At 40.5% G+C, this 15,627-nt stretch carries 16 protein-coding genes; 12 read left to right on the forward strand and 4 right to left on the reverse strand.

Going from position 1 to position 15,627, the window contains the following annotated elements; translation table 11 throughout:
- Positions 1–127 precede the first annotated feature (127 nt).
- The gene (locus L7A31_RS12915) at positions 128–1,981 is read left to right on the forward strand and encodes an Lnb N-terminal periplasmic domain-containing protein (protein ID WP_237362170.1); all 1,854 of its coding nucleotides are present in this window, start codon (positions 128–130) and stop codon (positions 1,979–1,981) included.
- Positions 1,982–2,050: 69 nt separating this feature from the next.
- Entirely contained in the window at positions 2,051–4,414 is a 2,364-nt protein-coding gene (locus L7A31_RS12920; protein ID WP_237362172.1) for a DNA polymerase II, read from the forward strand.
- A 16-nt stretch (positions 4,415–4,430) separates the two neighbouring features.
- Here the strand turns inward: L7A31_RS12920 and L7A31_RS12925 are convergent, their stop codons facing one another.
- Positions 4,431–5,198, reverse strand: coding sequence for a nucleotidyltransferase domain-containing protein (locus L7A31_RS12925; protein WP_237362174.1), 768 nt, complete (start codon positions 5,196–5,198; stop codon positions 4,431–4,433).
- Positions 5,199–5,489: 291 nt separating this feature from the next.
- Between L7A31_RS12925 and L7A31_RS12930 the strand changes: the two genes are divergently transcribed.
- From L7A31_RS12930 to L7A31_RS12955, 6 genes are all read left to right on the forward strand, one after another.
- Entirely contained in the window at positions 5,490–6,935 is a 1,446-nt protein-coding gene (locus L7A31_RS12930; RefSeq protein WP_237362176.1) for a D-alanyl-D-alanine carboxypeptidase family protein, read from the forward strand.
- Positions 6,936–6,957: 22 nt separating this feature from the next.
- Positions 6,958–7,524, forward strand: a complete 567-nt coding sequence (efpL, locus tag L7A31_RS12935; RefSeq protein ID WP_237362178.1) for an elongation factor P-like protein EfpL — start codon at positions 6,958–6,960, stop codon at positions 7,522–7,524.
- 4 nt (positions 7,525–7,528) lie between these two features.
- The gene (locus L7A31_RS12940; RefSeq protein WP_237362180.1) at positions 7,529–7,849 is read left to right on the forward strand and encodes an HI1450 family dsDNA-mimic protein; all 321 of its coding nucleotides are present in this window, start codon (positions 7,529–7,531) and stop codon (positions 7,847–7,849) included.
- A 127-nt stretch (positions 7,850–7,976) separates the two neighbouring features.
- The gene (locus tag L7A31_RS12945; RefSeq protein WP_237362182.1) at positions 7,977–8,666 is read left to right on the forward strand and encodes a glutathione S-transferase family protein; all 690 of its coding nucleotides are present in this window, start codon (positions 7,977–7,979) and stop codon (positions 8,664–8,666) included.
- Positions 8,667–8,724: 58 nt separating this feature from the next.
- The gene (gene sigZ / locus L7A31_RS12950) at positions 8,725–9,276 is read left to right on the forward strand and encodes an RNA polymerase sigma factor SigZ (RefSeq protein WP_237362184.1); all 552 of its coding nucleotides are present in this window, start codon (positions 8,725–8,727) and stop codon (positions 9,274–9,276) included.
- 217 nt (positions 9,277–9,493) lie between these two features.
- On the forward strand, positions 9,494–10,165 hold the full coding sequence (locus L7A31_RS12955; RefSeq protein WP_237362186.1) for a LuxR C-terminal-related transcriptional regulator: 672 nt from the start codon (positions 9,494–9,496) through the stop codon (positions 10,163–10,165).
- Between the two features lie 98 nt (positions 10,166–10,263).
- On the opposite strand, the gene L7A31_RS12960 is transcribed toward L7A31_RS12955, so the two are convergent.
- The 3 genes from L7A31_RS12960 to L7A31_RS12970 all read right to left on the reverse strand — a co-directional run bounded on the left by L7A31_RS12960 (position 10,264) and on the right by L7A31_RS12970 (position 12,213).
- Positions 10,264–10,503, reverse strand: coding sequence for a hypothetical protein (locus L7A31_RS12960; RefSeq protein WP_237362188.1), 240 nt, complete (start codon positions 10,501–10,503; stop codon positions 10,264–10,266).
- Positions 10,504–10,632: 129 nt separating this feature from the next.
- Positions 10,633–11,535 (reverse strand): curlin repeat-containing protein, encoded by a 903-nt coding sequence (locus L7A31_RS12965; RefSeq protein ID WP_237362190.1) that lies wholly within the window; start codon positions 11,533–11,535, stop codon positions 10,633–10,635.
- Positions 11,536–11,583: 48 nt separating this feature from the next.
- Positions 11,584–12,213: a curlin subunit CsgB gene (locus L7A31_RS12970; RefSeq protein WP_237362192.1), complete on the reverse strand. Its 630-nt coding sequence runs from the start codon at positions 12,211–12,213 to the stop codon at positions 11,584–11,586.
- Between the two features lie 551 nt (positions 12,214–12,764).
- Here L7A31_RS12970 and L7A31_RS12975 point away from each other — a divergent pair.
- The 4 genes from L7A31_RS12975 to hutC all read left to right on the forward strand — a co-directional run bounded on the left by L7A31_RS12975 (position 12,765) and on the right by hutC (position 15,606).
- Positions 12,765–13,268: a curli production assembly/transport protein CsgE gene (locus tag L7A31_RS12975; protein WP_237362194.1), complete on the forward strand. Its 504-nt coding sequence runs from the start codon at positions 12,765–12,767 to the stop codon at positions 13,266–13,268.
- A 93-nt stretch (positions 13,269–13,361) separates the two neighbouring features.
- Positions 13,362–13,772 carry a curli assembly protein CsgF gene (locus L7A31_RS12980; protein WP_237362198.1) on the forward strand — a complete coding sequence of 137 codons (411 nt, stop codon included), beginning with the start codon at positions 13,362–13,364 and terminating at the stop codon, positions 13,770–13,772.
- Between the two features lie 99 nt (positions 13,773–13,871).
- Positions 13,872–14,711, forward strand: coding sequence for a CsgG/HfaB family protein (locus L7A31_RS12985; RefSeq protein ID WP_237362199.1), 840 nt, complete (start codon positions 13,872–13,874; stop codon positions 14,709–14,711).
- A gap of 181 nt (positions 14,712–14,892) precedes the next feature.
- Positions 14,893–15,606, forward strand: a complete 714-nt coding sequence (gene hutC, locus L7A31_RS12990; RefSeq protein ID WP_237362201.1) for a histidine utilization transcriptional repressor HutC — start codon at positions 14,893–14,895, stop codon at positions 15,604–15,606.
- Positions 15,607–15,627: the final 21 nt, after the last annotated feature.

Consider the following 15,627-nt stretch of genomic DNA (forward strand, 5'->3'; position numbering starts at 1 on the left):
TAGCACCAGAAATCTAGCCGAACAAATAATCCTCATCCGGTTAGAAATCGACAGAGAGCAAGGAAAGCCTTGCTCTCTAGTTTACAAACGTCGCCCAACTTTCACTGTCGTACTCTTTTTGATAATTATGAAGTTTAAAAAAGTAAGTGTTACGCTATTGCTCTGCCAGCTGTTAGTACCTTTTGCCTATTCATCAACAAGCACACCGGTGAGTATTGAACGGCTATATGATGACCCGTACTGGCTAAAACTAGGCCATTATCAAAATAAGCTTCTGTCAGGCCACGAAAGTAATGTGGTATCAAAACAATTCTTTCTAGCAGAGCAAGGCAAAGTTAACCCGAACGCTGAGCTAGCAGCGACAATATCAGCGCTCTACAATCAAGATGAACAAATGGCTTCTGAGATGAAATGCCGATACCCTGCGCGCTATACATGGTTAGAGCAAAAACAAGGTCGAGTGGCTGAGCTGAATTGCCCTGAACTAGAAAGATGGCGACAAGTGATCGACCCAATGGGGATGACATTGGTATTTCCCACCGCGTACATGAATAATCCATCTTCAATGTTTGGGCACACTCTACTTCGAGTTGATGCTAAAGATCAAACCCGCCACAAAGAACTTGTAGCATTTGCTATTAATTTTGCAGCTGAACCTGAAACCGATGACAACGCAGCTTTGTACGCATTAAAAGGGCTTATTGGCAGCTACCCGGGTCGTTTTACCCTAATGCCGTATTACAGAAAGGTACGAGAGTACAACGACCTTGAATCTAGGGATATTTGGGAATATAAGCTAAAGCTCAATCCCCAAGAAGTGAACCGCATATTACTGCACCTATGGGAACTTCAGCACGCTGAATTTGACTACTACTTTCTCGACGAAAACTGCTCCTATCAGCTACTTGCTCTGATTGAGCTCGCGAACGACGATCTATCCCTAATCGATGACTTTCCTTTGCATGCAATTCCTTCTGATACTGTGGCTACTTTGGAAAAAAATAACTTGTTAGCAAAACCGAAGTATCGTCCCGCTTTTGGCACACGTTTACTTCACCAATCCAACGAAATAAACGAACAGTTATACTCGGCCGCTGCGCTAGCAAAAGAACAAAAGTATATGGTGGATAACCAACTTAGCCAATCAGACAATGCGGCTGTATTAGAGTTTGCCTATGAATGGTTGAACTTTGAATTATATGAGGGCGGCAGGGAAAGAGATCCTACTGCGAAAAGACTCACGAGCTTGCTGTATCAACGAAGCCAACTGAAAGTAGAGTCTCCTTTTACTCCTGTTCCTGAACCAGGCATTTCGCCAGAAAAAGGACATGGCTCTGCTCGGCTAGGGTTAAATTACACGGACTCCAAAAACTACTCCTCTCGAGTCGGACTCGAAAGTAGAATTGCCTATCACGATTTATTGGACTCACAATCCGGTTTTATACCCGGTGCAAAAATTAGTTTCCTCGATACCAGTATTACCGCTAACAGTAACGGAAATACGCGACTCGAGCGATTCTATTTTATCGATGCTATGGCACTCGCTCCGAGTAACCGTACCTTTGATAGTTTTGCTTGGAACATTCGAACTGGCTTTGATAGAAAACCAGCGTATGGAAAAGAGGAAGGTCGATGGTTCGGTCAAGGCGGCTTTGGAAAGGCATGGGGACAATCGGACGGCTTGCACATTTATGCTCTTTTATCAGGCGCGGCTAGTGGTGGTGAGCTAACCAACTACGATCTAACACCTGGAGCGGGCATAGAAACTGGGTTGCTATATCAATTGGCAGATCAGCATAGACTTGGCTTACAAGGACAATATCTCGCTTTGATTGATAACGATGCCGACCAAGACGCTGCTATTACTGCTAGCTGGAACTGGTCGCTTAATCGAAACTGGGCATTGAGAAGCCAAATCAAATATCGACATTGGTATACTGAAGATACAAGCGCAACGTTGACCGCTTATTTTTACTATTAGCGCTAACAGACCTTTGCTAAAATTTTGGAAAAGGCTAAATTACTCGCTTTAAGTAAATAGGTATTCTCGTTGTCAGTCACCCAAGGTTTTATCTTATCTTCCTCCAGTAAAGATTCCGCTGGAGCCACTCAAATAGAATTTTGGTTGTCGACTGAAAGCGGCCCAGTGTTGCTTACTATTGATGCAGAAAAACCTGTATTTTTTATTCTGCAAGATGACGTCGAACAAGCGAAAGCTGCTTTTTCAAAAGCTAACCTCCCTACTTCAGTCACTCCCTTAAAGCTCAGTACTTTTGCTTCACAGCATATTGCTGCGTGTTACAGCAATACAGTAAGAAATGCTCTACGCGCAGCGGACTTATTAGCAGAGGCGGGAATTGTCACCTATGAATCAGACATCAAACTGGCTGATCGCTTCCTTATGGAGCGCTATATTCGTGGAAGCATAGAGTTTCAAGGCAAAGAATCAAACAAGGCAGACTATCTGCTTTATTCTCAAGCAAAGTGTCGTAAAGGAGACTTCATACCAAACTTAAAAGTCGTATCTCTTGATATTGAATGCTCGGAAAAAGGAGTGTTGTACTCTATTGGCTTAGATAGCGAGGTGGATAGCCGCGTTATCATGATTGGAAACGATCAGCCCGCACAGACCAATATTGAATGGGTCAACAATGAGTATGAACTGCTAACTTCTCTCTGCCAGTGGTTCAAAGCATTTGATCCCGACGTTGTCGTTGGCTGGAGCGTCATCGACTTCGACTTCAAGCTTCTACATAAAAGAGCTGAATATCACAACCTGCCACTAAAAATTGGCCGTGCCGGCAGAAACAGCTCTTATAGAACTTCTAAGCAGTCACAACAAAACTTTGTCAATATACCTGGACGAGTCGTCATTGACGGTATCGACGCACTGAAAACCGCAACATTCAACTTCCGATCTTGGTCACTTGAATCTGTCTCCCGCGAGCTGCTCGGTGAAGGGAAAGCGATTCACAATGTCCATAACCGCATGGATGAAATCAACTTCATGTTTAAAAAGGATAAGCCTGCACTTGCCAAATATAATCTGCAAGATTGCGTGCTGGTCAATCGAATATTTAAACATACTCACCTATTGGATTTTCTTGTTGAGCGCTCCCGTTTAACTGGGCTTGCCTTAGATCGAACTGGTGGCTCCGTCGCGGCATTTACCAACCTTTATCTGCCACAAATTCACCGTGCAGGGTATATCGCACCCAATCTGCATTCAGAGAACTGGATTGCCAGTCCCGGTGGCTATGTTATGGACTCAATACCAGATCTCTACAGCTCGGTACTCGTTCTCGACTTTAAGAGTCTATATCCATCTATTATTCGAACTTTTTTGATTGACCCAATGGGTATGATTGAAGGACTAAAACTCGAAGTTGGCAAAGAAGAAAATCAAGCCATTACGGGGTTTCGTGGAGGACAATTCCACCGTAAAAAACACTTCCTACCTGAAATGATTAAAAACTTGTGGTCAGCACGAGATATTGCGAAGCAAAACAATGAGAAAGCTTTCTCTCAGGCAATAAAAATTATCATGAACTCTTTTTACGGTGTGTTAGGTTCATCTGGGTGTCGTTTCTTTGATACTCGCTTAGCATCAAGCATCACGATGCGTGGTCATGAGATCATGAAGCAAACCAAAACGCTGATCGAGGACAAAGGATATCAGGTCATTTATGGAGACACCGATTCGACATTTGTCTCTCTAAATGGCGCTTATTCAAAAACCAATGCCGATAAAATTGGTTCCGGGTTAGTCGAATATATTAACCAATGGTGGAGCGAGCATTTAAGAACGGAGTACGGGTTAAGCTCTTTTTTAGAGCTTGAGTACGAAACACATTACAAAAAGTTTTTGATGCCGACAATTCGAGGCTCAGTTACTGGTTCAAAAAAACGCTATGCTGGGCTTATAGGAGAAGGGAAAGAGGAAAGCATAATCTTCAAAGGACTAGAAAGTGCTCGCACAGATTGGACCCCGTTGTCTCAAGAGTTTCAACAGCACCTGTACGACTTAGTGTTTCACGATAAATCGCCCTCAGACTACGTATTAAGTTTTGTAGAGAAAACCAAAGCGGGCGAATTCGACGACAAGCTAACCTACCGAAAAAGGCTTCGCAGAAAACTACACGAATATCAGAAAAATGTGCCACCACAAGTGAGAGCTGCAAGAATGGCAGACGAAATCAATGCCCAACTTGGTCGGCCTTTACAATTTCAAAACAAGGGCTTGATTGAATACGTGATAACAATAAATGGTCCTGAGCCAAAAGAATACTTAAAAAGTCCTATTGATTATCAGCATTATATAGACAAACAGCTCAAGCCTGTTGGAGATGCAATTCTACCATTTATTGGGCTGGATTTTGATAGCTTATGTGCTCCACAAATGGGACTTTTCTAGCACCAACTAGCTATGCTTAACCTATCTTAAACTCGGTTTTTTTGTATTGTTTTACTAACCACGTCCCGTAGCTATCCAAAATGCCAACAACTGAACGCTTGGCTATCAACCGACCGGAGAGCAAAATGCCTAGACGCTCTATATCAACATTTTTGTCTGGGTAGTAGCGAAGGAAATTTTCACCACACTGAATAGGGTCATCAAACCATTGCTTATCCTTGTGCATGACCAAGGTATAGCTAGCCCTTAGCAGTTTTTTGGCAATGGTTGTCTGGGCTCTAACTAGTTCTTCTTTGTTTTCAGCCTTTGCAATTCGATTTCGATACAAAGAGAGCCATTCCTCAACATCCATATTCCAAAACTTAGCAATCTCCCAGCTTGGCACGTATTCCCCAAAGCACTCGGACAAATCTTCTCCGTGTATACAAACACCTAAATGCTTAAGCATGAAGCCCCAAGAAAATAAGCTATCTAGGCTTGCTACTTCGTTAACCAACGCCTTTTTTAGGTTCACTTCTGTTATAAATGGAAACTCTTTCTGAAAACGCCACTTAATCGTATTGAAAACTGTTGACCAATTATCCCCGACTCCATCTTGAGTCACGATAATTAAGTTGAGATCAGAGTGATGAGGCCGTGCAGTTCTCCTTGCCACGCTTCCATAGAGATACAGACTATGGAGGTTATTGCCCACTCCACTGACTAAGCATTTTTTTATATCCTCGACCGCGGATTGATATTCTTGTTGATACGATTCATATGGCTCTAATGTGGAAAGTGACATCGATAGTAGCTAGTTAATTGATATTCAAGACACTTTACAAATATTCGCCCAGAGTGTCCGATGATTCAAGGAAATCCTTCATTACTGAAAAATCGCTCTGTTAAATGTGTGTCAATTTACATTCTCAAAATCAAATGTAACATATTGTTATTTATTGATTTAATACCAACAGGCACTAATGCTCGTACCAGTTAACATAAGATTGAAAATAGTGTTCTTAGTCAGAATAGAGTAGCATTCCCGGCGGACAGATTGCGAAAACGCGGATCACACCGCTATTAAGTGGTGTGAATGACTCTAGATCGTAAAAACTTAAGGTCTGTTGACCTAGCCAACAACTGTAAATTTGAAACTCGTATGATTAAGATAAAACAGCTCTCTCTAGCTGCAGCACTAGCAGCTCTATTTTCGACTAACGCTGTCATGGCGGCTCCAGCGAATACAGCAGACCAAACTCAACCAGACAGCAATTACTTTGCTGCAACACAGTATAAAGATGCAAAAGCGCCACTAAACAGCTACGGTGCTATCGACGTTCAAAAAAATATTCCTGAGCGCATCCAAGTGCCGACTGCTCCAGCTGAAGCTGGTGGCAACAATGGCGTACCTGAAGCGTTAGCAAAAAAGTGGACTCAAGAAGGTACCTTCTTACCAAATATTAAAGCTGAATCATACATACTAATTGACTCTAGCACAGGGCAAGTACTAGCTTCACATGACGCTAATAAGCGTATGGCACCTGCAAGTACCACCAAGTTAATGCTGCTTTACATTGTTGAGCAAAAACTAGCCGACGGTTCTATCTCGTTAGATTCAAAAGTCGAAGTACCAGAAGTGGCGTGGCACACTGGTGGCTCAAGAATGTTCTTAAAGCCGGGCTCTTACGTCTCTGTTAAGGACCTAATCCAAGGTGTTATTGTAGAATCTGGTAATGATGCAGCTGTGACTCTAGCAAACTACGTAGCTGGCTCTCAGTCTTCTTTCGTTTCAATGATGAATGCAACAGCTGTCCAACTTAAAATGCACAACACGCATTTTACTACTGTAATGGGGCTACCTGCACCTGCTCACTTCTCAACGGCATACGACCTAGGCATTCTTGGTCAACACGTTATGAATGACTTCCCGCAGTATTTCCACTGGTACAGCCAAAAAGAATTCGAATACAACCATATTCGTCAACCAAACTTCAACCGTTTGCTATTCACATACAAATACGCGACAGGTATGAAAACTGGTAGCACTAAAGCGGCTGGATACTCACTAGTAAGCTCTGCTGCTATGCCTGGCAACCCAATGAAATTAGTAGCGGTAGTTCTTGGTACTAAATCTCTCAACGATGTAGCAGCAGAAAGTAAAGCGCTGCTGACTTACGGTTTTAGGTTCTTTAAACAAGACACAATGTACCAAGCGAACCAGAAAATTTCTGATCAGAAAGTATGGGGTGGCCAGCAAGACAACGTGTCTGTAGGTTTAGATAAACCACTAACGCTTGTTCTACCAACCAGTGTAAATGAGAAACAGCTAGAAAGTGCAATCAAGTACGATAGCGATATTAAAGCTCCTGTACAGAAAGGCGAAAAGCTGGGTGAAATGACTGTAACTTACCAAGGGAAGGTTATTAAAACTGAGCCACTCGTTGCTTTGAACAAAGTTGAGGAAGGTAGCTGGTTTACTCGCATCATCGCTAGCATTACGTTATATTTCCATAAGTTATTTGCTTCTTACCACCTGTAAACAAACACTTAGGATCTAATTAATGCCCAAGGCTAGTGAAATTAAGAAAGGATTTGCCGTTGAGCTCAACGGTAAAATCCTAATGGTCAAAGACGTTGAAGTTACCAAGCCGAGTGCGCGCGGCGCTTCAACTATCTATCGTTTTCGTTTTACCGATCTTGCCACTGGTGGGAAAGTCGACGAACGCTTCAAGGCAGACGAAATGCTAGAAACGGTAGAGATGTACAAACGCAAAGTAGCATTTTCATATATTGATGGTGACGAGTATATTTTCATGGACAATGAAGATTACTCACAGTACACCTTTAAAGAAGGCGATATAACCGACGAACTACTGTTTATCAGTGAGGAAACTCAAGGGTTACAAGTTGTATTAGTTAATGATAAAGCTGCTGCGTTGGAGCTTCCCGCTTCTGTTGAACTCGTGATTGAAGAGACAGACCCTTCGATTAAAGGGGCTTCCGCTTCTGCTAGAACGAAACCAGCACGCTTCTCTACTGGACTGACAGTTCAGGTACCTGAGTATATCGCTACTGGTGATCGTGTTGTTATCAACACGGCTGAACGAAAATATATGAACCGAGCGTAATATCATGACAAAACTTATGTCTTACGATGATGCCATCGAAACTGCTTACGACATTTTCTTAGAAATGGCTCCTGATAACCTCGAAGCCGCTGACGTGATTATCTTCACTGCTCAGTTCGAAGATCGTGGAGCTGCCGAACTAGTTGAAACAGGTAACGATTGGTCTGGCCATGTCGGATTCGATGTCGACAAAGAAACATATGCGGAAGTCAGAGTAGGCTTAGTCAACGAAGATGACGATGTCCTTGATGATGTTTTTGCTCGCCTTCTAGTGAGCCGAGATCCAGAACATAAGTTTTGCCATATTCTCTGGAAAAGAGACTAACCTATACTCTCCTCTCATAATGCCAGTCAGTCGACTGGCATTTTTTCTCCTATACTAAATAGTTTTCGTCTTTTTTTGTTTTCATTCGTCTTAATAGTTGAGTTTAAACCCTTACAGGAGACGAAACATGTTAACAGTTGTCAGCTTTTCTTTATGTCCTTTCGTTCAGCGTGTCACCGCTGCACTGGAAGCTAGAAATATTCCTTATAAAGTGGATTTTATCAGTCTAAAAAATAAACCCGATTGGTTTCTAGAAATGTCCCCGAATGCTCAAGTACCTGTTGTAATAACCAATGAAGGCACAGCTCTCTTTGAGTCCGAAGCAATTGTAGAATTTATCAATGAGGAATATGGCCCACTACAATCTCGTATATCGAATGAACAGAAAGCGATTGAAAGAGCTTGGAGTTACCAAGGAACAAAACTCTATCTAGCTCAGTGTAGAACCATGAGCGCCAAAGACAGAGAAAGCTTTGAGCAACGTGGTAAGCCTTTAATGACTGCCTTATCTAAGGTGGAAGAACAGCTATCTGGAGATACGAAATACTTTTCATCCGATCAGATAAGCAATGTAGATATCGCTTGGATGCCTCTCCTATATCGCGCAGACCTAGTGGCACAGCATACCAAGCATGACTTTTTGCAACAGTTTCCAAAAGTCAAAAAATGGAAAGACTCACTAGTAAAGACATCGATTGCAGAGAAGTCCGTATCTAGCGACTTTTTTCAAAAGTTTAAAGATTTTTACTTAACCAATACCTATATTTCTGGATATGAAGCTCAGCAAAGCGCACACTGCTGTGCGGAAAGTTGCTAGTTGTAATGTTTACCTTTACTGGGGCTGTAAAGCCTCAGTCTTAACAAATTGTGGACGAATGAATATAGAATCAATTTGGTCAAAATATCAGAGTAACCTTAGGCACTTCCTTCACCGTCACATTGCTACCCCAAGCGATGTGGATGACTTGCTGCAAGAGGTGTTGATAAAGTCTCACAAGAGTATTCACACTCTTAAAGATCACTCAAAGATAAAACCTTGGCTATTTCAAATAGCCAGAAACACAATCATAGATTTCTATCGAAAACGAACTTCGCTAGAGGCAAACATATCTGCTGAAGACTGGCTCTCAATGACGCCTTCGGTGGAGAGCGAACTTCGCAAAGAACTAGCTGAATGCATTCGTCCTTTTATTAATCGCTTACCAGACGAGAATGCCGCGCTGCTTCTCGCTATAGAGCTCGATGGTGTTTCACAAAAAGATTATGCAGATAAAATGGGAGTCAACTATTCAACCATAAAGTCCCGAATGCAAAAAAGTCGAAAGTTGCTGTATGAGGTGTTTCAAAGCTGTTGTGACTTCGAAGTAAACAAACAAGGTAATATTGTCGACTATAAAAATAAGAAAAAAGGCTGTTCAGAATGTTAGTAGTTGTAGGCCCTATTTAAGGCAAACTAAATCAATCTGCGTAAACAACACCTAATTCTCAAAAATGAGAATTAGGTATATCTCTTTGTATATTATATGGTTTACGTTTCTACCTACGTCTAGTTCATTTAACCGCTCTTTCGAAGTCATTGACTTATTTCAACTAATCCGTAGTTTTACCAATACTCACTAAGTTGTGCTCTTGCGGAGGAACATCATGAAAAGTGCGGATCGTATTACCATCACGCTACTATCTGAAATAAGCATGCAATCCAACTTACTGAAAGAGTCTTTGGAATCAAACCTGGACGTTACTCTCGATATCCTACCTTTTAGTAAATTTATTCCAATTAACAATCAGAGCAAAAAGTTTTGCGATGTTGTGATTATTGATTATCCAAAAATGGATGAAGATACGTTTTTAGACTATTACGAGCTTCAGTCTAACTACAAATCCCCATGGAAAGAGATACTAATAAACTGCCCTACTGATATCCATTCTTCAGATTTATTTAAGTGGCACAACCTAGTTGCTGTATTTTATGTTGACAGCAATGTACAGTCGCTAGTTAAGGGGGTTAGCAAGGTTTTAGATGGCGAAATGTGGCTTTCTAGAAGAATCGCTCAAGAATACATTCAACACTTTCGAAGCTGCAATTCGATAAACACTTCTAGGGCATATACCAAATTAACAAAACGAGAGAAACAAATTATCCACCTGCTAACGAATGGGGCATCGAATGTTCAGATAGCAGATGAGCTATTCGTGAGTGAGAATACCGTAAAAACCCACTTACATAATATATTCAAGAAAATTAATGCCAAGAACCGCGTTCAAGCTTTACTTTGGGCCAATAACAATATTGGCATTGAGGAAAAAGTCAGTTAAAAATATGGCGCTGTATTGTCTTACCAGCGCCATTATACTCCCCATTGCTTTACCACTAGCTATAGCGTTAATACCTTTATCCTACGAGCACACATCCATTAAGACTCCTGAATGATGTTACAACTATCTGTTACTGATATTTTGTGTACTGATGAGCCTTGAATTGAAATTAGCTCTATCGGCAGTTGGCTTTGCGAATAAGACATTGCAAGTTTGGAATTTCTAGATACTAAATAGCTAACACTACTTCTGCTATTTGTATAGACACTGATAGATGTATCTTCATCTACATTCTCTTTCCCTGATACTGCAATACGTAATTTCACGTTGTTATTCATTGTCACCTTACAAGTTACCTTTAAGCCCTGATCACGAAGCAGAACGTTTTGTGAATAAGCGGTATTCAAGAACAAAAATAAAGCGACTACTAGAGTCGCTTTTTTAATCACTGATCTAAACATAAGCAATTAATATTGGTAGATTGAAACTGTTGAACCATTCGCATGATGACCAGTAACTGTTGCTACATCATTGGCCGTTTGCATAATACTAATCGTATTGTAGCTCGAGTTGCCTAAATGCACAGATGCGTATGAGTTAAACGAAGTTTGGTCGATTGAAATATCATTATTATCTGAGTGGTCATGAAGGTGAACGTCTGCTGAATTGTAGTCTACTTGAGAAATATCAAGCGTGTTTCCATCACTATTACCTTCTAGTAGCACCGTTGCTGTATTACCTAGAGACTGAGACATAGTGATCGTATTGCCATCACTGTGGTCAAGCACATCAACATTAGCATCGTTAAATGACCCTTGAGAAAGGTAAATGTTGTTATCATTACTTCTATTGCGTACATCAATCTCAGCAGTATTATCAAAGTATTGACTTACAGAAACTGTATTTCCATCGCTATTACCAATTACTTCTACATCAGCATCATTGTACCAACGTTGGCTAACCGAAACATCGTTTCTATCACTGTTATATTCCACTTCAATATCTGCGACGTTATCCATTTTATACTGATTGACCGTTACGGAGTTATTATCACTGCCAAACTTAACATCGATATAAGCATCATTGTTCAAGCTATTTTGGTTAACAGTCACATCGTTATCGTCACCATAGAAGATTTCAACATCTGCATTATTTAGGCTACCAACCTGCTCAATTGTTACAGTATTGTCCTCTGAATACCTTAGATCTACATCAGCATCATGTCCCCACGCGGGATTTGCATGCCCTGTAGTTTGTGTAATAGTTACGGTATCACTGTCAGAATGCAGTAGAGAAGTGTCAGCTTCATTACCTGCATAAGCTGAACCAGCAGCAAGAATTGTTGAAATAGCAATCACTAACTTTTTCATAGAATTATCCTCGAGTTTTCGAACTTTATAAGAATTTCTTTTTAGGCATCATTGCTTTATATAAATGCCACGATTCATGTCACTAACAACTAATATCTTGTCACCTCCAGACTGCGTTACGCTGTAGCTAGATCGGCCAGAGTCATAAATAGCAGCGAGATTGTTATCACCATACTGGTTAATTCCTAACTCACTACTATTGCTTGTATAACTGCAACCAAGCGGGTTAAATGCACACTGACCAATCACAGCAACATTGTTACTACCGACTTGATTGATATAACCTTTGTGGCCAATACCTGCTTGACTGACTTTGGCAAAGTTGTTATTTCCATCTGCTTGCTCAATTAAAGCTGTATTACTCGATCCTTTTTGAGCAATAGTTGCAGTAGAATCTGTAGTATTGTTTTGGACAATTTTTGCTTTGTTTGCCCCAGCACCAGTATTCTTCTGCATTATTACAACTTCAGAGCCAGTTGAGTGGCGTATAACAACTTCTGCATAATTTGCAGAAGTTACTTGGTGATCCTCCAACTCATCAAAGAGTACACTCCCTTCAAATTCACCAAGTTGTTGTGGTAGATCTTCAGAATATCCGAAATACCCATATGAAAAGCTCGACATAACTAAAGATGAAAACAGTCCAAGTCTAATTATGTAGTTATTAAGCTTTTTCACTATAGCCTCCTATTAACCCGACTGGTAAATCAAGACTCGTGATAATTATGCAAGGTTACGATTTATTAACAATAAACTTTATTTAGAAAATATTTAGTTTATATATGAATTAAAAGTTAATAATTAAAATAATTTCCTAAACCATTAGTTTATATTTTCTAATCCTATACCGTTAACAATCATTAGTGCGTTGCGAAGTTGTTAATCTACTAATGATCCAAGTCGTTCAAGCCATTACTAGTCTTTTAACTAGTTCTATCGTTTAGTCTAGATGATTCGTCTACTGTTAATCACAGTCAATAAACACAGAGTAGAAAAATACATAACATGTTGCTTTTATTGGTAATAATAACAACACCATTTTTAAGAACTAACACGATTTTCAGTACTAATATACAACCATGGAAATATATCAATTCTCATATTTGAGAATTTCAATAATATACAAGAATATCCATTTTTAAATTTAGCTGAGCAAATGTTATAGTCTCGCAACATTAATGCAACATAGCTTGTAAGTTGACCATTAATTATAAGGGTAGAAATGCATAATGAGTGCGATAGATAATATATCGAATCAGTTGAATATCAGCGGCTCAGTAATAATGGCTGTCCTAACTGTTTTTCTATTTTCTTTTAGTGTTGTAGCTAGTCAAAAGTTTGATAACGGGCCTGCACTAGAAGATAACTCCAAGCTAGAAGATAAGAATCAGCTCAACACTGACTTAAATGAAGTTAGTGGCCTTATTATCGATAGAACAATGACAAGGCTAGGAGCTAATTTTTATGCTGCTTTTTCTCAAATGGTGAACGATAGACATGATGAGTTGAAAGAAAATATTACCGTAAAAGAGCGCCCTACAGCACTATCTGGGAGCATTATAACCATATTCCACTTAGGAAAACCGATATATAAAACGGCCTTGTCGCCCGCCCGTAAACAAGCTTCAGAAAGAGCGGAACAAGCGATGCGCGTAGTTAGCTCCTATATCTCTAGCTGGGAAGTTCAACGACTATTTCAAGATAGATTCGACTTGGATGGTGACGAGCTTTAGCACCACCAAAAAGCAAGATTACGACATAGAATCGCAAAATTAATTTAGGAATGAGTTTAAAGGACTAGTTATGAAGCCTTCAGAGGACTCGTTATGAAAATTTCAGCAGTAAAAGTTTCGGCATTACTTCCTATAGCACTCTCGTGCTCCATAGCGGCAAGTGAATTGGTATATACACCAGTAAACCCTGGCTTCGGGGGGGATCCACTCAATAGTGGTTATCTACTTGGCGTTGCAAACGCAATCAATGACTACACTCCGGATGGAGAGGATCTTGGATTCGAAGAGCAGTCGGCTTTAGATAGATTAGCCTCTAGTTTGGAGTCTCGCTTGATCAGTCAATTGCTAGCCGACGTTGGTAGTGGCAATACTGGCCAATTGGAAACTGACGATTTCTTTCTCAATATTGTCGATGACAATGGCAGTCTATTAATTCAAATCGTCGATAAAGCCACTGGTGAATCAACAGAAATCAGCGTTTCTGGTTTAAATCCAAATAATTAGTATCGGATGAGGCTAGAGAGTCTCAATTACAAATTTATTACTGATCTAGGGAGTAAAAGGACTCACCCCAAAGCACTAACGAATACTAGGGTGTATAGCATGAAAAGTATAGTCATTGGTTTGCTAGTCACAGTTTTAGCAGGTTGTTCTAACTCTCTTTCGATTCCTGATGCCGATGAAAGCCCTAAGCTGATGCCGCGCGGTGCCACTTATAGCGATCTCATTCGTTTACCACTCCCAAAAGGAAAGATATTGGTTTCGGTTTACGACTTTCGTGACCAGACTGGGCAGTACAAAGCGCAGCCGAACAGTAACTTTTCCACAGCCGTATCTCAAGGAGCGACATCTCTATTGACTATGTCGTTACTTGATTCAAGATGGTTTATACCTCTTGAACGTGAAGGCCTACAGAACCTTTTAACCGAGCGAAAAATTATACGAGCGGCTCAAAAAAAAGCTAATGGCAACGGGAAAAATAATGGAGCGGATCTAAGCTCTCTAAATTCTGCAAACGTCATGATTGAAGGTGGTATCATCGCATACGACTCCAATATTAAAACGGGTGGTGCCGGAGTTCGTTACCTTGGTATCGGCGCATCAGGGCAATATCGCTCAGACCAAGTGACTGTAAATATCCGTGCTGTAGACGTTCGTTCAGGTAGGATTTTACTAAGCGTAACCACCAGTAAAACCATATTCTCTCATGAGTTAACCTCGGGAGCGTTTAGATATATCGATTACAAAGATCTATTAGAAGTTGAAATGGGCTACACCAACAATGAACCTGTCAACGTCGCAGTAGCCTCTGCTATCGATTCAGCAGTCATCCACCTCATCGTAAAAGGTATGCGTTTAGGTTTATGGGAGCCGTTAGATCCTAAACAGGCCAATAGCGCACTAATTCAACGTTATACCAATGAAAAAGTAGAAGTCCTTTAGCTTTTATAAGATAGCCTCATACAGAGGCTATCTTATTTTCTATTTGTACCGTAATCGATACCTAAGTTATCAATTGCTACGTAGTCATCTTCACATAGAGTCAAATTCATAAAATAGTACTTGCCAATTTACCAGTAGATATACTTTAATTTGTATATTCAATTAAACTTTATGGAAAGCTATGTCCAACGCTCCCCTTTATATTCAAATCAAAGATTACATATCAACGAAAATCGACTCTGGTGCATGGGGCGTTGGTGAGAAAATCACAACTGAAATGGATTTATCTTCTCAATTTAATGTAAGTAGGATGACGGTCAACAAAGCTATTCGAGACCTTGTCAATGAAGGCAAACTAGTCCGAAAACCAAGAGCAGGAACCTTTGTTTGCGCTCCATCAGATAAACTTGAGTCGCCGCTTTTAGATACAGCAAACATAGCAAACGAAGTGGAACAGCGAGGAAATCAATACCATAGTGAAGTGTTAAAGCTAAGCTCATTGGTAGCGGACAATGACGTTGCAACTAGACTTGGAGTGATGATAGGCAGCTCCGTATTCTATTGTGAAATCATACACTTTGAACAAGGCTCTCCGATTCAAATCGAATTAAGATGGGTTAATCCTACTCATGTGCCCAATTACCTTGATCAAGATTTTTCTAAAATCACACCGCACCAATATCTTTCTGAAAATTGCCCCTTGAGTGCAATAGAGCACACTGTAGAAGCTATCGTACCAGACAAGCAAATTCAGCAATTGCTGTCACTGTCTAGCAATGAACCATGCCTTTTGCTTGATAGACGAACTTGGAGCCAAGACAAATTGATTAGCTCTGCTCTATTGTATCATCCCGGTTCGAGATACAAGCTAAGCTCAAAAGTGACGTTTAACTAACCTCAGTTTACACATTCACAA

It is taken from the genome of Vibrio marisflavi CECT 7928, assembly GCF_921294215.1.
GTDB classification, from domain to species: Bacteria; Pseudomonadota; Gammaproteobacteria; order Enterobacterales; family Vibrionaceae; genus Vibrio; species Vibrio marisflavi.